The organism is Photobacterium sp. HL06 (assembly GCF_059552575.1).
In genome coordinates this window covers 1,348,800-1,370,533 of the sequence record NZ_CM183915.1, presented here as the reverse complement: position 1 = coordinate 1,370,533, position 21,734 = coordinate 1,348,800, and the positions used below count along the sequence as shown (strand labels likewise).

General features: G+C 44.9%; 18 protein-coding genes and 2 pseudogenes. 11 read left to right on the top strand and 9 right to left on the bottom strand.

All coding sequences use genetic code 11. The features are described 5' to 3' along the window. Positions 1-31: 31 nt before the first annotated feature. The gene (gene lhgO / locus AC51G0_RS24215; protein ID WP_496302099.1) at positions 32-1,270 is read right to left on the bottom strand and encodes an L-2-hydroxyglutarate oxidase; all 1,239 of its coding nucleotides are present in this window, start codon (positions 1,268-1,270) and stop codon (positions 32-34) included. A 250-nt stretch (positions 1,271-1,520) separates the two neighbouring features. Beyond that, positions 1,521-2,480: a glutarate dioxygenase GlaH gene (gene glaH / locus AC51G0_RS24210; RefSeq protein WP_496302098.1), complete on the bottom strand. Its 960-nt coding sequence runs from the start codon at positions 2,478-2,480 to the stop codon at positions 1,521-1,523. Between the two features lie 206 nt (positions 2,481-2,686). Between glaH and AC51G0_RS24205 the strand changes: the two genes are divergently transcribed. Next, positions 2,687-3,577: a LysR family transcriptional regulator gene (locus tag AC51G0_RS24205; RefSeq protein WP_496302097.1), complete on the top strand. Its 891-nt coding sequence runs from the start codon at positions 2,687-2,689 to the stop codon at positions 3,575-3,577. A 96-nt stretch (positions 3,578-3,673) separates the two neighbouring features. Further along, positions 3,674-4,990, top strand: coding sequence for an omega-aminotransferase AptA (gene aptA / locus AC51G0_RS24200; protein ID WP_496302096.1), 1,317 nt, complete (start codon positions 3,674-3,676; stop codon positions 4,988-4,990). 129 nt (positions 4,991-5,119) lie between these two features. Here aptA and AC51G0_RS24195 read toward each other — a convergent pair whose 3' ends face one another. From AC51G0_RS24195 to AC51G0_RS24185, 3 genes and pseudogenes are all read right to left on the bottom strand, one after another. After that, complete coding sequence (locus AC51G0_RS24195) at positions 5,120-6,715, bottom strand: methyl-accepting chemotaxis protein (protein WP_496302095.1); 1,596 nt, start codon at positions 6,713-6,715, stop codon at positions 5,120-5,122. Positions 6,716-7,452: 737 nt separating this feature from the next. After that, positions 7,453-7,875, bottom strand: a complete 423-nt coding sequence (locus tag AC51G0_RS24190) for a MarR family winged helix-turn-helix transcriptional regulator (protein ID WP_496302094.1) — start codon at positions 7,873-7,875, stop codon at positions 7,453-7,455. Between the two features lie 565 nt (positions 7,876-8,440). Beyond that, a pseudogene (locus tag AC51G0_RS24185) lies at positions 8,441-8,527 on the bottom strand (transposase); the annotation flags it as partial. An 862-nt stretch (positions 8,528-9,389) separates the two neighbouring features. Here AC51G0_RS24185 and AC51G0_RS24180 point away from each other — a divergent pair. The 8 genes from AC51G0_RS24180 to AC51G0_RS24145 all read left to right on the top strand — a co-directional run bounded on the left by AC51G0_RS24180 (position 9,390) and on the right by AC51G0_RS24145 (position 17,382). Further along, positions 9,390-10,655: a RidA family protein gene (locus AC51G0_RS24180; protein WP_496302093.1), complete on the top strand. Its 1,266-nt coding sequence runs from the start codon at positions 9,390-9,392 to the stop codon at positions 10,653-10,655. Positions 10,656-11,152: 497 nt separating this feature from the next. Continuing rightward, complete coding sequence (locus AC51G0_RS24175; RefSeq protein ID WP_496302092.1) at positions 11,153-11,293, top strand: ectoine synthase; 141 nt, start codon at positions 11,153-11,155, stop codon at positions 11,291-11,293. 10 nt (positions 11,294-11,303) lie between these two features. Then, positions 11,304-12,239 (top strand): ectoine hydroxylase, encoded by a 936-nt coding sequence (thpD, locus tag AC51G0_RS24170; protein ID WP_496302091.1) that lies wholly within the window; start codon positions 11,304-11,306, stop codon positions 12,237-12,239. Positions 12,240-12,778: 539 nt separating this feature from the next. Then, positions 12,779-13,321: a diaminobutyrate acetyltransferase gene (gene ectA / locus AC51G0_RS24165; protein WP_496302090.1), complete on the top strand. Its 543-nt coding sequence runs from the start codon at positions 12,779-12,781 to the stop codon at positions 13,319-13,321. Between the two features lie 23 nt (positions 13,322-13,344). Beyond that, the gene (gene ectB / locus AC51G0_RS24160; RefSeq protein ID WP_496302089.1) at positions 13,345-14,610 is read left to right on the top strand and encodes a diaminobutyrate--2-oxoglutarate transaminase; all 1,266 of its coding nucleotides are present in this window, start codon (positions 13,345-13,347) and stop codon (positions 14,608-14,610) included. An 11-nt stretch (positions 14,611-14,621) separates the two neighbouring features. Then, positions 14,622-15,008 carry an ectoine synthase gene (locus tag AC51G0_RS24155; protein ID WP_496302088.1) on the top strand — a complete coding sequence of 129 codons (387 nt, stop codon included), beginning with the start codon at positions 14,622-14,624 and terminating at the stop codon, positions 15,006-15,008. A 69-nt stretch (positions 15,009-15,077) separates the two neighbouring features. Continuing rightward, entirely contained in the window at positions 15,078-16,496 is a 1,419-nt protein-coding gene (locus AC51G0_RS24150; protein WP_496302087.1) for an aspartate kinase, read from the top strand. A 508-nt stretch (positions 16,497-17,004) separates the two neighbouring features. Then, positions 17,005-17,382, top strand: a complete 378-nt coding sequence (locus AC51G0_RS24145; protein WP_496302086.1) for a hypothetical protein — start codon at positions 17,005-17,007, stop codon at positions 17,380-17,382. Positions 17,383-17,432: 50 nt separating this feature from the next. On the opposite strand, the gene AC51G0_RS24140 is transcribed toward AC51G0_RS24145, so the two are convergent. The 4 genes and pseudogenes from AC51G0_RS24140 to AC51G0_RS24125 form a co-directional block, all read right to left on the bottom strand. Next, positions 17,433-18,074, bottom strand: a complete 642-nt coding sequence (locus AC51G0_RS24140; RefSeq protein ID WP_496302085.1) for an HAD family hydrolase — start codon at positions 18,072-18,074, stop codon at positions 17,433-17,435. A 121-nt stretch (positions 18,075-18,195) separates the two neighbouring features. Beyond that, a pseudogene (locus AC51G0_RS24135) lies at positions 18,196-18,330 on the bottom strand (VOC family protein); the annotation flags it as partial. A gap of 40 nt (positions 18,331-18,370) precedes the next feature. Then, complete coding sequence (locus AC51G0_RS24130; protein WP_496304193.1) at positions 18,371-18,838, bottom strand: DM13 domain-containing protein; 468 nt, start codon at positions 18,836-18,838, stop codon at positions 18,371-18,373. 369 nt (positions 18,839-19,207) lie between these two features. Then, on the bottom strand, positions 19,208-20,221 hold the full coding sequence (locus AC51G0_RS24125) for a manganese-dependent inorganic pyrophosphatase (RefSeq protein ID WP_496302084.1): 1,014 nt from the start codon (positions 20,219-20,221) through the stop codon (positions 19,208-19,210). A 335-nt stretch (positions 20,222-20,556) separates the two neighbouring features. Here AC51G0_RS24125 and rihA point away from each other — a divergent pair, with 335 nt between their 5' ends. Then, positions 20,557-21,492 carry a pyrimidine-specific ribonucleoside hydrolase RihA gene (rihA, locus tag AC51G0_RS24120; protein ID WP_496302083.1) on the top strand — a complete coding sequence of 312 codons (936 nt, stop codon included), beginning with the start codon at positions 20,557-20,559 and terminating at the stop codon, positions 21,490-21,492. Positions 21,493-21,734: the final 242 nt, after the last annotated feature.

Below are 21,734 nucleotides of genomic sequence, written 5' to 3'. Positions count from 1 at the left end.
CCATGGCGGGGATGAGGCGATGAATGAACAATCAGATAGCGGCAACAGCCTCATCAGGCTGCTGCTTCTCAGTTACCTTGTTACAGATATAATCCCCGATTGGGATAGCAGACGTCGCGGCAGGCGAAGGCGCATTACAGACATGTAGGCTACGGCGGCTTTCAGCAAACAAAAAATCATGAACCAATGTACCATCTTTCAATACTGCCTGGGCACGAATACCGGCCGGATACGGCTGCAGATCACCGACTTCAATCTTCGGGCAGTATTTATTGACCAGCTTGAGATAACCGGGTTTCCACCAGGAGTTCATCGTTTCAATCAGCCCTGTTTTTAGGTGCTTGGCCGTGACCTTCCAGAACCCACCAAAAGTGACCATGTCACGTATGTCTTTAAAACTGACATTCACTTTGCCGTAACCTTCACGTTTCCAGCCTTGTACCGCATTGGGGCCAACGGTTACCGAGCCATCAATCATTCTTGTTAGGTGGACACCTAGAAACGGCAAATCTGGATCAGGGATTGGGTAGATCAGGTGATTAACGATCTGGTTGTATTTTTCCGGCAACTGGTAGTATTCACCCCGATAGGGGATGATCTGAAAATCAGTATTGATCCCCAGCATTCGCGTAACCCTATCAGCCATCAGCCCCGAGCAAGCAATCAAAAAGCGACATGATAACGACACTTTTTCTGTGTTTTTTATGCCAGTTACTGTGATTTGCTCTTCACTTTCACTCAGCCCTTTCACCACTGTCCCCAGCATGAGATCACCGCCTAGCTCCCTGAACTCCTCGGCCATCTTCTCAGTGACCAAACGGTAGTTCACGATACTGGTGGTATCGACCAAAATGGCACCTAGCCCCTCGATATTGGGTTCTTTTTGTTTTAATGCCGCCTGATCCAGCAACTCAACCTCAATATCATTGTCTTCGCAGCGCTGGTACAGTGCCTGCATCCGCTCCAGTTCAAGCTCACTGGTCGCAACCAACAACTTGCCGCAGTTCTCTACCGGTATTTGATGCCTGGCACAAAACTGGATTGTCGCTTCAACGCCAGCCTTGCAAAATTCCGCCTTCAGGCTGCCCGGCGCATAATACACCCCGGCATGGATCACTCCGCTGTTATGGCCCGTCTGATGGCGTGACAGACCTGGCTCCTTCTCAATCAATAAAATCGATTTGCCAGGATTGCGCTGCTGCAGCTGCCAAGCCGTTGATACCCCGACAATCCCACCACCGATGATGATGTAATCGTAAATCATACTCACTAATTACCACTCCATTGATACCAGCTCGCCGCAATAGCTGCGGCGAGGCTTATACCAATCAGCATAAGTACTTGATCACTCTTGCTGGTTAAAACCACCTATTACTACGTTAGAATTTTTGTAATTAGGACCACTAGTTACTGCAAATTCTTCCTTGTCTTAGGTGATTTTTCCTGCGCAATTACCTGAACACTTACTTATCCCGATTGGTATTATTCCATTATATTTTTTCTCAGCAGTTGACGGTTACTTAGCGAGTAAAGTGGCCACGCTGGCGCAGCAGTTCGCGCTTAAGGCCTTCGTGGGCAACAAACTTATCTCGGCCATGCAGCCAGCAGTGGTTTTGCACCACCAGCATTGCACCGACTTTCACCCGAACATTGAAACAGTTAGTGTCAGTTTCCAGAGACTCACTCATCTGGTGCAGGTAGAGCCCCTGCTGCATGTTCTGCGGCTGGGCGAACTGGTCGATAAACAGCATGTGAGGTTTGCCGTTAACGTCTTCTTCGAAGAACACCGGGTGCTCGATGGTATAACCGACGTTTTTGCTTGGCGGCGCGCCCCAGACAATGTCTTGCTTCGCCATCGGGTGGTGATAAAAACGCTCCAGATCCTGCCACTCATCAACATGAAGCAGCAACGAATCGCCCATTTCCATGTTCTTCTCGTCCATTTTCATCATCAGGACAAAATCGGTACGCTCATTCACATAGGTTCCGTCATTGTGCAGCTCCATACGGCGGTGGGCCTGACGCAGGTAGCTGTCGCTGTTGTCGTCATTTTTAACCGTGAAACGGGCGTAGTACTTGCCATACATTGCGTCAAAGTTCGGGATACCGATCAGGTGAGATACCGCCGTTGAAAGCTTAACGAAGAAATCACGCTGCTCGTCAGTGTCCTCAAAAGCAGCTTGTGCTTGCTCGTCTGCCTGAAGCAGGAAGGCACCGGTTTCACGGCTTTCCATTGTCGCGACCAGCAATTCACCTAGCTGGTAATCACAAGCCTTGTCCAATGCATCAGCCACGGCATAGCGCAAAAACGGCTTGTACTCCAGCGACTGCAGGCTCCAGTTGGCGCTCAAATCAATAAAACGATCCAAGGTATTTTTGTCCAGCGTTACCACTTGCAAGCGCGGGTTAGCCGGATATGGAGAAAGCATAAAACCTGAGTACTGGGTCATCTTCTCGTTCACTGCTGGAGCAATATTCATGGGTAGCTTCCTTTTATCTCTTTACCAGACTCTCCGGCCCGGTGAGGTTGACTTAACTGTTATTGGATTGCCGTCTGGCATCGCCGGCCAATCGGATTAACAAAACTATAACGAGAGCAGGATAATATTAACAATATATGGTAAATATAGTTTCCATATATTTAATTGATAGACAGCAACGGACAGACCATCGCAAAGGAGTGCAAATGGATCTCAAACGGCTACACTATTTCACCGTGCTAGCGCAGACCAGTAACTTTACCAAAGCCGCCGATCAGCTCGGCATTGCCCAATCGGCATTGAGTATCAGTATCCAAAAACTGGAACAGCAGCTAGAGCTAAAGCTGATCAACCGTGCCGAGCGGAAGATGAGCCTGACCGCAGACGGCCAGGTACTGCTTCGCCATGCCAAACGTATTCTTGAAGATGTTGACCAGGCACAAAAAGAACTACAGGAATTGAAGGGGCTGGAAAGCGGGGTCATTAACTTCGGTGTGTCTGCCATGCTCGGCTCTTACTATCTGCCAGATACACTGGCGCAATTTAAGCAGACCTACCCAGGTATTCAGGTCAACATCCATGAAGCAGGCACCGCGACACTGGAAAAAATGCTGCTCGACGGCCAGCTGGATTTGGCACTGATACGATCTGATCGCATCCATGATCAGATCCGCCATATCACCCTGGCTAAGGAGCAAATTGTCGCCTGCCTCCCTTACTCACATCCGCTTGCCCAGCAAGCAAACATTACCCTCGAACAGTTTTGCCAGCAGCCGCTAGTATTATTCCGTAATGGGTATTTTCTCCGCGAAGCAGTCAGCAGTTACTGCCAGCAACATAAAATCACCCCAGATATTCGCTTCGAGACCAATCTTATCGAGCTGCTAAAATCACTGGTTCGCAAGGAAATTGGCATTTGTACCTGCCTGCCAATCATCCTTCGGGATGAGCCGGATCTCGTCACGGTTCCCTTTGAGCCAGCGATCCCACTGCACCTAGGGATCGGCTGGAAATCCAGCCACTATCTTTCCAGTGCCGCGCGCGCCTTCGTCAGCTTCATGCAGGATGAGTTAGCCCCCCCTTCAGGGAATGTTTGACGGAGATAAACCTTTATTTTTATTTGCAGTGATTTTCCACAATGCAACATCTCGTTAACCTTTAGCTCAATACCAACACAACCATAGAGCCAGCACATGGAAAAGAAAGTCAGCTACGATGCGTTCTGGATGCCGTTTACGGCTAACCGCAACTTTAAGGCCAATCCCCGGATCATCAACCGTGCCGAGGGCATGTACTGTTATTCAGATAACGGTACCCAGCTGCTCGACGCCACTGCTGGGCTGTGGTGTGTCAATGCAGGCCACGGCCGCAGCGAAATTGGCGAGGCAATGGCCAAGCAGGTGGCCGAGCTCGATTACAGCTCACCATTCAACTTCGGTCACGATATCGGTTTTGAGTTTGCTGAGCGCCTGGTTTCCTTCACCCCTCCGGGGCTGAACAAGGTATTTTTCACCAACTCAGGTTCAGAGGCAGTAGAAAGTGCATTGAAAATTGCCCTTGCCTACCAGCAGGCCAAAGGCAATACCGGCAAGTTCAAGTTTATCGGCCGCGAGCTCGGTTACCACGGGGTAAACTTCGGTGGCATTTCCGTCGGTGGCCTGACCCCAAACCGCAAGGGCTTTGGCCCACTGCTGCCAACTGACCACCTGTCACATACTTTAGATATCGCCAACAATGCCTTCAGCCAAGGACTTCCCGAGCATGGTGCAGACAAAGCCGAGCAACTGGAACAACTGATCCAGTTCCACGGTGCCGACAGCGTGGCGGCAGTGATTGTCGAGCCTGTTGCCGGTGCCGGCGGTGTGATCCTGCCACCAAAAGGCTACCTACGCCGCCTGCGTGAGATCTGTAGCAAGCACGATGTAGTACTGATCTTCGATGAGGTCATTACTGGCTGGGGACGCTTGGGCTCTTCTTTTGCCTCAGAAGAATTCGACGTGGTGCCTGATCTGATCACCTCGGCCAAAGGGATCACCAGTGGTGTAGTACCGCTTGGTGCCGTATTTGCCAAAGACGAAATCTACCAGACGGTTGTTAACAGTGCGCCAGAAGGAGCGGTCGAGTTCTTCCATGGTTATACCTACTCCGGCCACCCTGTTGCCTGTGCAGCGGGCCTTGCAACCTTAGATATTTACCAGCGTGAAGGCTTGCTTGAGCGTGCCAGCGGCGAAATCGGCCAATACTTCCAACAAGGCCTCCATTCGCTAAAAGGGATTCCATCTATTGTCGACATCCGTAACTACGGCCTGATTGGTGCGGTACAGTTTGCCGCCCCTGCCGACGGTAAGCCGATTGGTTTTGATATCTTGAAGCAATGCTACGACAAGGGGGTAATGGTACGTAGTATGGGCAACACCATCGCGCTGTCGCCGCCACTAATCATCGAGAAGCAGCACATCGACGTGATTATCGATACGCTAGCCAGCGTGGCTAAAGATATTCCGGCATAAGATGAAGAAATAAAATGAACCGTTTTGCCTCACTCCTAAATAAGGGGAAAGGGCAAAACGGTTTTCTATTGTATGGCACATATAGCTAGCTTAAAGCCGCAAGGCCTCACAGGTAATGACACGCTGACGCTAGATGTGAAAACGAACCGTATAATTACGTAGTTCTTCACCCACCTCAGATAGATGCTCAGCAAGCTCCTGATTATTAGTCGCGTTATAACGGGTCTTGCGCGAGGTATCAGCCACATGAACAATGCGTTGGTTCATGTCATCGGCCACGTCACTCTCTTCTCTTGTCGCTGTCGCTATATGGGCATTCATTTCATTAATAGCTGCGACAGCTTCGACGATCCGCTCCAGCGCCTTGTCTGCCTGCTGCATATGATCAACCCCAATAGCAGCCTGTTTTTGACCACTACTAATAGCCTGTACCGCCTGATGTGCCTGGGTTTGCAGCTTCTCAACCATCTGTTGAATTTCGCTGGTAGAATTCGCGGTTCTTGCTGCAAGCCCACGAACTTCATCGGCGACAACCGCAAAGCCGCGACCTGCCTCACCAGCTCGAGCTGCTTCTATCGCTGCATTTAACGCCAATAGATTGGTCTGATCTGCAATATCATTGATGACATCCAGCACTTTATTAATCCCCATGCTATCGTCATTCAATGTATTGATAACGGCTCCCACAGACTGAACCTGTTGGTTGAGCTCCCCTATCGCAGTGGCTGCTTCTCCCATAACATCACGTCCGCTGTTAGCCTCCTTCTCGGCACGATTGGTATATTCCGAGGCATTAGCACTACTACCGGCAACCTCTTGAATGGTGGCTGTGATTTCATTCATTGCCGTAGAGAGAAGCTCGATCTCCTGATATTGCTGCTCCATCCCGCCAGCATTCTCCATTGCAGCCTTTTTAAGCTGCAAACTGGAAACACTGAGCTGCTCGCTAGATTTAATAACACTTCCCAACATATTGGAAAAACCTTTCCGAGCCTCGTTGTAATCGGTATAGAGAGCCCCGACTTCATCACCATTATCATCTGACGGTAACGCTTTAGTCAGATCACCTTTGGCAAACATCTTCAATGCTTCGCGAAGCGGCAGCAATGGAGTCATTAGGAACAGGTATACATAGAGATAAAAGATCCCGGAAAGCAGCATCAACAAAAAAATCAAACCCAAAGTGATCTGCATCTTGCTCTTCACGCTGGCATTACTGGCCCCCTCCATCATCTTCACAGCCCGGTTCATTTCGCTGAGGATAACCGGAGATCGCTGATGGAGATCTCTTATCAGCTCCGTACTACGCGGGTCGTTATCAGCAACGAGCAGTAACATCTGAATACCTTCCCGATAATTACGCCATAGCGCATTCACTTTCTTTAACTGATCTGTAATTTCAGACGTCATAGGCGGTGAAATGCCCAGCGCTTTATCTCCATCCAGTAACATTTGCATTGAGGATTCAAACAGCTCAATTGTCTTATGGACCCCTGCCTCCTGCCCCATCCCGGACTGTACCAGCAGAGCTTCTTTGGCTACCCGCTGCGACAGCATGCGTTGACGCCCTGCAATATTAATTGTCGATGCGTCTGCTTCCATTCCGTTATAAATGATTGCCATTGCACTGAAGCCGGATAGAACTAACACAATATTCAGTAACAACAGCTGTGCTTGGATACTCTTGAGGCCGATTGCTTGTAATAACTTTCTTATTATTTTCATTGTATTTCTCTTGACTACTCTTAACTTAAATTAGACAGAATTAATTTCAGTTAACCTCTGCAATGGTGCCGCTATACACCATGATTAAATTGGTACGCCATAATCCAATTTACGCAATAACCGAGTCATGACAACAAGCTGGCAAACTATGGAAAAACTGCCAAGACGCCGTCAAGGTAATGGCGACTGTGTCAAAACCTAGACATCTTACAACAGAAATGTACCCATAAAGTATGACTCTAGGTCAATAAAGTAGCACTTAATATGAACCTTATAGCTTATTAATGGCGAGAAAATTTGATTGAGATGATATTAATAGCGCCATAACACTCTTTATGACAGTTTAGCGTTGATCAGGTAATGTTTTCTTAATAGGGAGGGCAATTAATATCATGTAGCTAGCTGTATATGGCTACCTTCATGATTAAATAACGGGCCATTGTTTAGTGCCGTTTAGTGAATGTTGTTTCCCTTCTTTTCAATAAAGTGGCGAGCGTGACGCTGCAGATTACGAGCAAATGTGGCTGAACTTAAGCGCCTACAAGGATTGTTAAACAACAATGTGAGCTTGCACACCGTCGGCAAGAACAGCTCTTTGAACCAGAGCAGACACTCCAAGATACTCTAGTCATTAAAAGCCTATGCCTCGGATAAACGCATTTTCTTCAACCCGAGGCAAATGATCAATACGAGCTTAGTCGATGTGCGTGCTCATTTCAGTCACATTCACCTTAAGCTTATGACTTCAGGTTTTTAATCATGGTTGTGATTATTGCTTGAAATGTAGCGAGCTCCTCCTCAGACAGTCCTTCTTGCATACGCTGACTAACGACTGCTTCCTCTTCACAAACCTTGCCTACCAACTCTTTGCCAGCTGCTGTCAGTACCAATATTTTACTGCGTTTATCAATCTGATTCGGCTTTCGCTCAACCCAGCCCTTGCTGACCATGTCCTTAATTAAGATAGAGATCTGCGACTTATCACGTGCTAGCCCCTGTACGATACAGTTGGCCGTACAATCTGGTGTTTCCGCAATAAACCTCAAACATTGAATATGCATTGCATTGATATTTAATGATTTTGCATCAATTGCACTACGCATTTCAGAGCGATAACTCTGAATCAGCTTAAACAAATACTTACCCGTTGAATTGTCCATTAATGATCTTTAAAAGCCCCAAATTAGTTAACAATATAAACCAATGTGATTTACTTTATCAACTAAGAGTTATGCCGTGAAGAGATCCTCAGAAAAGCTGATAGCGCTAACAATTAACAACAATTAACAGGACAGGCATCCCAAAAACAATCTCTACCACCCACTCCCTGAATTGACACCTCCAACTCTTAACGCAAGCTATTCAGCTTGGTCGGCACAATTTTTCTGTGAGTTACCTGATTTTCATATTTTCAAGACGTGACAAATCACAACACATACCGTGCTTGATGAAGAAGGATAACCAGGGGGCACTTAGCTTAGTTGATACCCGCACATTCGGCCTCTTTGAAGCTGAGGTTTCGCCAAACAGAAACTGTGTTTGCTGCCCACGAGCAAGGAACGCTTTCTTTCCAGTTGCGTGCAGACTTTCAGCCATTCTTTTCCCGGTAGGCTAAGCCTTTCCAATAGTGGCGGAAGCTTTTCGCTAATACCTGACTTACCCTCCTGGAACTCTCTGCTTGTCCAGTCGGCCAGCTCAATATAATCCATTAGCCTGAACGGAATACAGAAAAGTGCAGCGTACACAACGTGAAACACAATGATAATAAGGGGTGGCTTCTAAACAGATTTGCTGGCTTCTGGCTGTTGTCATCTCGATCTCTTTGCAGTTTTCAACAGCCAATATAGTTCGATTAGAATTAAAGGAAATACGCCCTCACCAACCGTACGACTGATAGTTTAATTTACTGAAACTAAGAAAGTTCTTTCTTTTATATGGTACCTGTCCTGTTAGATCGTCCTGTTATATTTTTTATTCTGTTAGATTTCTATATAGTTCGATTGGAATTAAAGGAAATACGCTATCACCAATCGTACGACAGATAGTTTAATTTACTAAAATTAAAAAAGTCCTCTCATTCATAATGTGCCAGCCTTGTTAAAGTGTTAAATTCGTTTTGAATTACTGTTAAGTTAAAGGTTAATTTCATTAGGGAGTCCATGTGACGGATAAGGCGGCCACGCTTCACCCCACTCGATATATATAAGCTTTGTCATTGATTTTAAAGTCATATTTTTCTCTGTCGAAAACCTTTATTACGAAGAAGAGGAACTCCGTAAGACACCCCAGGGAATTTATGCATTTATAACGACAGAAATGATGCACCAATGGAGCTTATTCTTGAATTTGTGTGATCAATTTATCAAAATTGGACTAAATTCAGCAAATCTGGCATTTAAATCACTGAGATTATATTCACAACTGACGAATTATTCGCATAAAAAATGTTATTGCCGCCAGATTATTAACATAATTGCGGATAATTATTCGCAAATTGACTATTTATCCTATTGATTTATGTATTCTAGTGAAATGATATTTTGATGTGTGTCACATTTACCCTAAATAATTTAACTTACCATTGCATCACTTTAATTATTCTTCCAAATAAAATCTATTAAAGATAAATACATACTTCTGTACTATATAACTACATAAAAGGATAAACATCGACATGACCGGCACGATCATCAAAGTTTCTCGAAACACTGAAAATGCACCTCAAAGCACTCTATCTTCACAAACAGTGGCTTTTTCTCACTATAATAACTTTTCTGCACAATTACCTGTAGACCCTAAAACTGGTGAAATCGTCGTTGGTGATGTAAAAGAACAAGCTAAACAGTGTTTAACTAACATTAAAGCGATCGTTGAAAGTATCGACCACGTGATGGACGACGTTGTTAAAATCAACGTATTCCTTAAGAACATCGAAGATGTTGAAGCAGTAGACGAAGTTTACGCAACTTTCTTTGAAAACCTTCTTCCAACACGTACCACGGTTCAAGTTGCAGCTCTACCTATGAGCGATGCGTTAGTTCAAATGGATGCGCTTATCTCAAACGGTGAAGGTACTGCTCCACAAGATCCTTGTGCGCTTATCAAGCTTTCACGCAACACTGAAAATGCACCACAAAGTGCTGTATCTACACAAACTGTAGCTTTCTCTCACTACAACAACATCTCTGCTCAGCTACCAGTTGACCCTAAAACGGGTGCGCTTGTTGAAGGCGGCGTGAAAGAGCAAACAGCTCAGTGTCTGAAGAACATGAAAACGATTCTAGAAAGCATCGATGTTCCTTTCGATGACATCGTTAAAATCAACATGTACCTAAACGATCTAGCTGATGTTGATGCAGTAAACGAAGTGTACTCAACGTTCTTCCCTGATTCAGCTATTGCTCGCACAGTGGCTTACGTTCCAGCTCGTTCAGTTATTGCAGCTTCAGCGCTACCTATGGGTGCACTAGTGCAGATTGATGCTTCTGTATCTCACGGCGACGGTACACCACCACAGGAAGTTGAAGATCGTCACGGCATCGTAATTCGTGCAAACAACACTGAAAATGCACCACAAAGCGCACTACACACGCAAACTGTTGCTTTCTCTCACTACAACCACATTGCAGCTCAACTACCAGTTGACGTGAAAACAAATGCAATCGTTGCTGGCGGTGCAAAAGAGCAAGCTGAGCAATGCATGAAAAACATCAAGGCAATCGTGGAAAGTGTTAATCACGTGATGGACGATGTAGTTAAAATCAATATCCAACTTAAAGATATCGCAGATATTGATGCTGTAAACGAAGTTTACACAACATTCTTCCAAAGCGACCTTCCAGCACGCACAGTTGTTGGTGTTTCTCAAATTGAAATGGACGCTTTAGTACAAATCGACGCTGTTGTTTCTAACGCTGAAGGTACACCTCCACAAGCATAATAAGCATTTGACTAAGCTGATAGTTCTTCAATTACTACCAGCTGAATTCAGCTTATAAAAATTGGGCAGGTTTTTATTATTTGATAGTTTATATAACGGTCAAATGATAAAATCCTGCCCCTTTTTTTGGCTGAATTCACTTTGTCAGAACAAGTCCCTATTGCGTAATTCTCGAAATTGGGAGAAACCGAGCGTCATAGGGTGACCGCCAGATATGAACAAAAGTAGTTAAAAAGAAGATGCCTTATTAAAGGCATTCCAGACAAAAATTACAATAATAATCATTTCAAATAGAAACCCTCACCCTGACCGTTTTAAATATATTTTTCAATTCAACCAAGTCTCATTTTATGTGCTATGTTTAGTACTCAAAGAATTAAACGATAGCAAAAATTTATACCATACAGTAAAAACAATAAGTTGTGATTTTATATGATATATTAGTTAACATAAAATAATTAGGCCACAAACTAATTAAGCCCGGCACAATTTATATCTTGGATAAACATGACAAGCACATTTTACTCACGTTAAAGGCGATGAAAATGACTTGTGTATTTAACACTCCTCTGAATGGAAAAGAAGTTCACAATGCTGAAGGGGTTTATGAATTAGAAACGAAATCAATTACGGAGTGAAATCAATCTTATGGATAATATAACTGCCAATAACCAAATGACAGAATTTGACGTCTACCCTTCTCGTAATGGGAAAAAAGAAACAATAATTCCAAGAAAGGATCCTGTTGTTTATGCAGCCAAAGGTGTAATACCACCGATTGCTCCTCTGGTGATTGATCAATATGAAAAGCAAGGGTTTGTGGTCTTGGATGATATTTTTTCGCCTGAAGAGATCTGCTTATTGCAACAGGAATCAGAACGTCTTAGAGCCGATGAAATAATACAACAATCCAATGAAACCATTACTGAGTCCGGTAGCAGTGATGTACGTTCAATTTTCCGCGTTCATGATAATAGCCCTATTTTCAAGCAGCTTTCAGTAGACGAGCGCCTAGTTGGCCTTGCGAGGTACCTGTTAGCAGATGAAATCTATATCCACCAATCAAGACTAAACTACAAACCAGGGTTTCGAGGTAAAGAATTTTATTGGCACTCAGATTTTGAGACCTGGCACGTAGAAGATGGTATGCCACGTATGCGGGCCTTAAGCATGTCGATCACGCTAACCGAAAATTACCCTGATAATGGGCCTTTGATGATAATTCCCGGCTCACACCGACAATATGTTAGCTGTGAGGGTGAGACGCCAGAAAATCATCACCTGGCATCGCTACAAAAACAGGAGTGCGGCATACCTTCTGACAACTGCCTCCAGGCGATGGTGGAACGGGGGGGAATCGTCGCACTAACAAGTAAGCCCGGCAGTGTCATCATATTTGATTGTAATGTAATGCATGGTTCCAACAACAATATCACCCCCTTCCCCAGATCCAATATCTTTTTTGTTTACAACGCGCAAAGCAACAAGGTAATTAAACCATTTTGTACACAAACTCCTCGGCCCGAACATATCTGTACACGAGAAAACATTAACCCTATTCAGATCTCTACTGAAGCGCGCTAGGCAAAATGGTATATAACAAACTTTAAGTGTATTGCTTAAAACACATTGAGCAATTCGAATTGTCAGTTACCCAAGGGCTCACATAGAGTTATCCTTGGGTTAACTGGCAAGAAAGTTCCGCACAACTCGTTAGTACTTAACAAACGTTGCTGTATCAAACCAGATCGCGCCTGATTTTAAGATTCCAATTCTGCGAATAGACCCGCTGACCACCCTCGTAGGCATTAAGATCTGCATCCAGATAGAAATAAGACTCACCGCAATACAATAAAGTACAAGTTAGCATTTCCACCTCCCAGTCACCACGTTTGAACTCCCATCTCCACTGCGTCTTGTCTTGCGTTGATTGAAAAATATTACCCCAATAGTTACAACACGAAACATTTGATAGCACACTCATTATCACCATCAAGCCATTGAAAATAAATAACTTAATGCATAAGCGCGAAATATTATCCATAATTTGTCTTGATGTATTCACCATCAGGCGTAATAATTACACGTTAATTGTTTAGACCACTAAGGATTATGGGTACAAAATGATTACGTCAGCACCTTGGATTGTATGCCCGACAACATTAGCCAAGGAAGAAAACAAGTGGGTATTTAGAACACCAAACATTAGTGATGGTGACCAAGTGCATAAGCTTATCGCTTCATGCCCTCCCTTGGATGTGAACTCGTCTTACTGCAACTTTCTACAATCTACCCACTTTAAACAAACCTGCATCATGGCAGTATGCAATGATGAAATAGCAGGGTTTATATCTAGCTACCTCAAGCCGGACAATAATAGTGAGCTGTTTATTTGGCAGGTTGCCGTAGCCCCCCAGCACAGAGGGAAAGGGCTTGCATTTCATATGCTAAAAGAGCTTTTAATGCGCGACAACCTGGAACACGTTAAGGCTGTTGAAACAACTATCACAAAAGACAATCATGGTTCTTGGAACCTATTCAAGAAGCTAGACAAGGCAAATGATAACCAAGGTTCAGTGACAACTTTTCTGGACGAGCACAAACACTTTAAAGGCAAGCACGATACCGAATACTTGTATCACATCCCTCTTGTCAAATTTCATTAATTCATTGAATAAATGGTCCTAAAATGGATATCTTCCAAAAGCAAGAATCAAACGTACAATCATATGCAAACAACTTCCCTGTTGTGTTTTCATCAGCAAAAGGTGGTTGGCTATACACAGAAGATGATAAACGTTACCTCGACTTTCTTGCTGGCGCCGGCTCGTTGAACTACGGCCATAACAATGCAGTACTAAAACAAGCACTACTCGATTATATCGATCGTGATGGTATTACCCACGGTCTGGATATGCATTCACAAGCCAAGGCGGAATTTTTAACCGTACTCCGTAATCACATATTCGAACCCCGAAATCTTGATTATAAAGTGCAGTTCACCGGCCCTACTGGCACAAATGCCGTAGAAGCGGCGATGAAGCTTGCACGAAAAGTTACTGGTCGCACAAACATCATCACTTTCACTAACGGCTTTCACGGCTGTACAACCGGCGCACTGGCAGCAACGGGAAACCAACATCACCGTGGCGGTGCAGGCATACCTCTGACAGGCACTTCACGTATTCCGTACGAAGGATACGCTGGTGTTGATGGTCTGGCTTTGTTTGAAACCATGCTAAACGATAACTCAAGTGGTTTAGACAAGCCCGCAGCAGTATTAGTTGAAGTGGTACAAGGCGAAGGCGGCCTGAATACGGCTTCAAATGAATGGTTAAAACGACTGAGCACCATTTGTCAGCAGCATAAAATCCTACTGATCGTCGACGATATCCAGGCTGGCTGCGGCCGTACCGGCACCTTTTTTAGCTTTGAACCTGCCGGAATCAAACCAGACATCGTTACTTTGTCCAAATCTATCAGTGGTTACGGATTACCAATGGCATTGGTGCTATTCAAACCTGAACTCGATATATGGCAACCAGGTGAACATAACGGTACATTCCGTGGTAATAACCATGCCTTTGTTACCGCCACTAAAGCAATTACAACTTACTGGACAAATAATGAACTTGAACAGCATATTGGCCAACGTGCAAACCAAGTCAACACCGCAATTCAACGCGCCCTGCGCCGTTACCCTTCATTATTTATCCGTGGAAAAGGCCGAGGCCTGATGCAAGGTATCGAGTGCACAAGCGGCTCAATTTCATCAGCCATTGCCAGAACATGTTTCGAAAAAGGCATGGTCATTGAAACTGCAGGCCCAGATGACGAAGTCGTTAAATTCTTCTGTCCACTCACTATTAGTGAGTCCGAGCTTGAACAAGGATTGCATATTTTCGAGCAAGCAGCAGATATCGTCGCCACGAAACTGATCAAGAAAGCGTCTTAAGGGCATTAAGCATGATTGTAAGAACTCTAGAAGAGTGTAAAAACAGCGAACGTCGTGTAGTGTCGGACAACTGGGAAAGTATCCGTATGCTATTAAAAGACGACAAGATGGGGTTTTCATTCCACATCACCACCATCTATGACAACACAGAAACACATATTCATTACCAAAACCACTTAGAGTCAGTTTACTGTATCTCAGGCGAGGGGGAGATCGAAGTGATCGGCGATAAAACCTACCCAATTAAACCAGGGACACTGTATATCTTAGATAACAACGATGAACATTACTTACGAGCCTATAAAGACAAAGAAATGGTAATGGCCTGTGTGTTTAACCCGCCGATTACTGGTGCAGAGGTCCATGACGAAAATGGAGTATACCCGTTAGTGGAATAATCTTCTTTTCAAGGGGCTGTCAATGCCCCTTCTTATCCGGATTTAATAAAATGAGTAAAGGATTCGCTCATGAGCTATACCGTAGAGAAAATCGGCGGTACATCAATGTCAGCATTCGATGCTGTCTTAGATAACATTATACTACGCCCCACATCTCCCTATAATCGCGTTTTTGTGGTATCGGCTTTCGGCGGTATCACCGATTCGCTGCTAGAGTGCAAGCGTTCTGGAAAATCAGGCATTTACCAGTATATTGCCAAGCGTGATGAAACATGGCGAAAAGCTGTCGCTGATTTAGAAATGCGCATGCTACTCGTCAACGAAAATATGTTTGCCGATCCCCTTAGTCGCAGACGTGCAGATAAGTTTATCAAGTCAAGGATCACTGATGCGGTAAACTGTATCACTAATATTATGGAAACTTGTCAGTACGGCCAATTCTCTTTGCGTCATTACTTGCCGCAAATAAGAGAATTTTTATCGTCGCTCGGCGAGGCGCACAGTGCCTATAACACTGTTCTGAAGTTAAAAAAACTTGGTATTAACGCCAAGTTTGTTGATTTATCCGGTTGGGATGACAAAAGCTATGGCAGCCTGGATGAAGTCATCAAACGTGCATTTGCTGATATTGATGTAACTAAAGAACTGCCTATAGTCACTGGTTATGCCTATTGTGATGAAGGATTGATGAAAACCTATGATCGCGGCTACAGCGAAATTACCTTTAGTCGTATCGCTTGTTTAACTCACGCTACTCAGGCCATCATCCATAAGGAATACCATCTAAGCAGTGCCGACCCGCGCATCGTTAACCCAGAAAGCGTCTTTCCTATGGGACATACCAACTTTGATGTCGCCGATCAACTGGCCAATTTGGGAATGGAAGCTATCCACCCCAATGCAGCGTCTGGACTACGCCAAAATAACATTGAATTATGTATCAAAAACACCTTTGAACCCGAACATCAGGGCACACTCATTTCACAAAATTACAAGTCTGACGCTGAAAGAGTGGAAATTATTGCAGGCAAAAATAAAGTCTTTGCCCTACACATTTTTGACCAGGCCATGGTTGGCAAGGTAGATAATGTAAGCTACGAGATGATGGAAATCATCTCAGATGCCAGGGTGAAATTAATAGGTAAAGAGATGAACGCCAACTCTATTACCTACTATTTAAGTGGTGGTACAGAAAGCTTAAACAAATTGCTCTACAAAGCAGAGAAACGCTATCCAAATTCGACAATCACAGGCTGCATGGTCGCGCTGATTTCAATTATTGGTGCCTCTATCAATACCAATACCGCTTTAAGCAAAGGCATACTCTCCTTAACAGACAAGCAGATTTCACCAATAGCGGCCCACTCTTCCATGCGTAATGTTAACGTACAGTTTGTTGTGGAAGACAAATATTACAAAGCAGCGATATGTGCTCTTCACTCCGAGTTTATCAATCCATCAGAAAATAAAACGTGCAAAGTCGCTTAGTTGCTTAGTTGCTTAGTTGCTTAGTTGCTTTAAAGGAAAGCTTCCCCAGCCGGACCATGCCACTCACTTAAGGCCTGGGTGATCACTTTTTACTATGATAAATCGGAATACAATAAATGAATTCCGATTTTTCCCATGGTAAGTGCCACTTTTTGCTGATTTTATTGATGTGCTTCCAGCAATGTCACTCAACTCACTACTTTCTCAGAACATGTGCATAGTAGCCCATACTTTTACACATTCCCTTGCTACATGATTGCATAAAGCAGAACCCGAGATTAGGACTGTTCATGATTTTCTCGGTCATACAGATGGCAAGGACTGAAATTTACACGAACATGCTGGGCGCTCGTTTTATAAATACTCAAAGGCCATACAGAAGCATGGCATGACAGGAATAATTACTCAATTTGTAAGGGAGATAAAACCGAACCAATTGAAGGACGGAGTCTGGTAGAAAGAGGCTAAACTAATAGTTAATACGAGAATAAGAAGGATTTCATGTGCTATGGGACTGCCAACGACTACACAACAAGTAGATTTTGACCAGCGATTTCTGGCATCTTATGCCGACTATACCAACACATTCACCCACCCGGCCCTATCGACCACCGAACTCAAGCGGATCATTAAAAAGCATCAACTATTCCGGCACGGCAAGCCGATCAGTCATAAACAGTTTTCCGCGCTGCTTCTCCGGTACCACTTACCCTCCCGGGAAGCCTGGCGCAATCAGATCACTAAAGCACTGTTTGAATCCATGTCGAATGCAGGAATGAAACGGGCCACAATCACCCGCATGCTGGCGGATGTTCTTCACATCTCGTATACGCATGCCCAAAGAAAGATCCGCAAACTCAGCCTACTTGCTCGGCATCAAGGCTGACACTCTGATTTTTCTTATTGACAACTTTAGCGTTCTTTATTGTTTTTCAACTAAAGTAAACGAGATACATCCACTAAGCTGTCCAGTACCGCATGGGCCTTTTCGGCAACATCCTCACTAGGCAACAGCAAATCAGGGATCATCACCGCCTTGCAGCCTGCATCAAGGCCTGCCCGCATACCGTTATTGGAATCTTCCAACACTAGGCACTCAGCAGGAGCAATATCCAGTTGCTCAGATGCCATCCGGTAGCAATCCGGATGTGGCTTGCCGTTTTTAACATCTTCCGAGGTGATCACCACATCAAACTGTGCCAAATACTCAGAGCCCGCAAAGTGGTGCTTTACTTCCGCTAGTGCCGAAGACGTCACCAGCGCGCACTTGAGCCCCTTGGTTTTCAACTGCTCAAACAACAGGTCAAACCCGGGCTTATAATCAACGCCTTTATCTCGTCGGGCATGAAAGTCAGTGTCGCGAACTTGCTTAAAACGCTCCAGATCAAGCTTGTCACCAAATTTGTCAGTAACTCGGCGCTCACACTCTGCATCCTGTACCCCGATGAAAGCGCGGTAGAACTCATCATCCAAAACAAAGCCTTGCTCAGTCGCGGCATGCTGCCAGCTAACTTTATAGAGCCCTTCGGTATCGAAGATCAGCCCGTCCATATCGAATAAAACAGCTTTTATATCCATTGCCGCTCCAAGTCTCATAGCCAATTAATTTACACCCTAAAAAGGTGCTGTTCTCAACCGTCTTTCGATACCGCTCCAGAATGTTAAGCTGTAATTTCCAGGCGGTTACCTTCTGGATCAAGCTCAAAAAATAAGACGAAAAACCTTTGGTTGCATTGATGTATTTATCATTTGATGCGGCATTGAAATACGTCTGATAGAACGATTTCATCTGTTCAAGATCTTTGACCCACATTGCAACATGTTCAATTTTCATATCTATATTCTTCTTAACTACTCACCGCTTCGAAAATCACCTATTGATACTGCGCGGCCGTAATAAACTGACCAAAGGTTTCACACCAGACAATCACGGTATTGTACTGGGTGGTATCAATACCCTTTTCCAACGGCACCATAAAACTCGAAAAGGTTTTAACTTCACCGACTTTGACCATGCTGGGTTTCAAGCGGTTGAAATCGGCTTCTGTCTCAACAAACCGTGGTGACAAATACAGTTTATAGTCAGGCCCCGGTGCAAGATCCCCCTGAAACGAAATCACATCAGGGCTAATTGATACTTGCCCCTCTCCCCAATGGAGAAAATCACTGTCGATAAGATCACGGCGAAACTCACCGCTAAATTGTGCACTCTGCGCGACCTTCAGTACCTCACTCGATGAAGGGTTATCGGGTGCTATCAGAATAGGCAAGGCATAAATCCCCGCAGCGAAACCTAATGCCAGCACAACTAAATGGCTTAGCATTAATCCTATTGCTTTCATCATAACTATCGCTTTCCCAGCAAGTTGGTTCTGAAATCACTATAGCAAATCAATGGTGTAGAGATAGATAATACTAACCGGAACATAAAAGCCCACTCTGATAAAGTGGGCTTGAATGATATCTAGAAGTTACTGCTCAGCAGGAAGCTAGTTCAAGAACTTCAAAAACTCTTGGGAGAACTGCCATGATTCGGTCTGAAACGGCACGCCATCTTTGGCGCTTGAGCAGGTAACACCATGTTGTCCTGCTGCTAATCAAGACAAGGGCTTAGGCTCTTGTCCTTCATTGCTGCTTGGCCAAGATGAACCCTGAGCAATCAGTGCGTCTGGCAATACTCGGCCGCTATCTGATAAGCGGCCAAGATCATATTACTCCAAGCTTTCCACAGCGCTTTGTATAGCCGGGCCAATCTGGCGCTTACGTGATGTCACGCCGTCTAGAACCAGCCAGCCTGCCTCTGTTTGGCCTTCAAAGGCTAATGCCGCAATAGAAGAATCGGCCTCATCAATCCACAAAAGGTTCGCACGTTTATTTTTTGTATCTGTCACCGAGAAGAATAGATGATCAAGTTGCTGACTTTCTTTATACGCCTTCATTGCAGCAACAAACTCATCACGGCGGTCAAGCAGCTGCTGGGCTGTCAGGGTTTCAGCCACCCCTATACCCACTTTTTTGCCCGCATAGGCAAAGTTCTTGTAGTCCATAGTCAAAACATCAGCAGCACTGACATGGCTAAGATCAGACTTAGCTTCTAGCATCTTTTGGCCAAATGCATCCAAGTCATCAATTCCAGCTTGTTGCGCCAATTTTTCTGCATTGGTGCGATCATATTGCGTCGTTGTCGCAGATTGGAAAACAACGGTATCTGACAGGATCCCCGCCAATGTCGTACAAGCCAAATGCTTCGGCAATTCAATATTCAGGCGCTCGGCACGGTCGGCAAGAATGGTCGCGGCAGAGCCCCATGGACGAATATCAATCGCCGCCACTTGTGGCATATTAACAGGACTGCCACCTATAGCATGGTGGTCGACAATGGCAACGATACTGCTTTCATCTACCGTCGGGTGTAATTGTGTTTTTTGGTTAAAATCAACCAAGCCAACCGCAGACTGGCTAAAGTCACTCAACAACTTTGGATGTTCGACCTGACAATACTCCAGCACAAATTTGCTCTCAGGGTTAATAACATCCGGAACAGCAGCTGTGCCGCCATAGATATGGGCAGCCAGCAGAGCTGAAGTAACAGAGTCGGTATCTGGGCTAAGATGCCCAGTCCACACCAGGTTGCCAGCATCATTGTACTTAGGCACATTCAGCTCAAATGCGGCAGCCCCGGTGCTAGCCAATGACAGAAGAAGAAAAAGGTGACTCGATTTCATAACGTTACCTTGGGTTATCAGATAATTAAGACCGAGAAATATATTCTACATTCGTGACAAATTAGTTACAGAGAGTAGGATTTATCTATTTGAATTTATTATAAAAACATATACTGACTCGCAAAAAACTAATGATTGGGGAAGAATGTTTCACAATGGATGCATAGTGACCATTTCTAGTAGGGTAGTATCTCTCTCTTCAAGAGATAAAGCTTAAAACCTCTCATTTTTGGTAACCTTGTCGCATTCAGCTTTCTCTTTTTCCCTACCAGACTCACATTTTCAGCCACGCTAACAAGGTACATTCTTCATTATAAAAACAATGGAGTACCCATATGAGCCGCCCAATAATCCTTGACTGCGATCCTGGTCACGATGATGCCATCGCTTTAATTCTTGCCTGCGCCTCCCCATCTTTAGATATCAAAGCGGTGACAACCAGCGCTGGCAACCAGACACCGGACAAAACCCTCAACAATGCCCTGCGTATACTGACTCTACTTGGACGGAGTGATATTCCTGTTGCTGGTGGCGCACTAAAACCACTGGCCCGTGAGCTGATCATTGCAGACAATGTACATGGTGAAAGTGGCTTGGATGGTCCAGAACTTCCGGATCCTGGTTTTGAGCCCGTAAAGGAGCATGCTATTGAGCTGATGGCGCGCATCCTTCGGGAAAGCGACAAGCCAGTGACGCTCGTGCCAACCGGGCCACTCACCAATATTGCCCTGCTGCTAGCAACCCATCGAGAACTGGCTGACAAGATCGAACGTATTGTGCTGATGGGCGGCGGGGCTGAAACCGGTAACTGGTCTCCGGCAGCCGAGTTCAATATCTATGTCGATCCGCAAGCAGCCGATGTGGTCTTCCGCTCCGGCATCCCGATCACCATGTGCGGGCTGGATGTTACCCACCGCGCCCTCATTATGAATAGAGATATAGAACATATCCGCAGCATCGGTAATTCAGTCTCCGACGTCGTCGCCGATCTGCTGGACTTTTTCATGATCTACCACCGTGATCCGAAATGGGAACTGGCAGGGGCTCCGCTCCACGATCCATGCACGATAGCCTGGCTGCTAAATCCTGAGCTGTTCACGACACAAGACTGCTGGGTCGGCATTGAAACCGAGGGGAAATATACTCAGGGCATGACCGTGGTTGATCGTTACCAACTGTCCGGACAGCCTGCCAATGCCACCGTATTGTTCGATGTTGACCGGGAAGGATTTGTCGATTTACTGGCAAAGAGCCTGCGCTATTACGGTTAAAGTAAGAACACTTATTTAGCGTTGATGAGGGAGATATTCCATCTCCCTGAAATTGAATTTTAAACACCTGTAGTTTTACACTACTTGCAAACAACTCGAGTTAAGCAAAACCATGAAACTCATTCGCTGACAACCTTAATCATTGACTGATTTAATTGACTACTCTATCCCGATAAAGATGGAGGGATTTGTATAATGATTAATTGTGAATAGCAATTACGAAAGGTGCAATTTCTGAATAA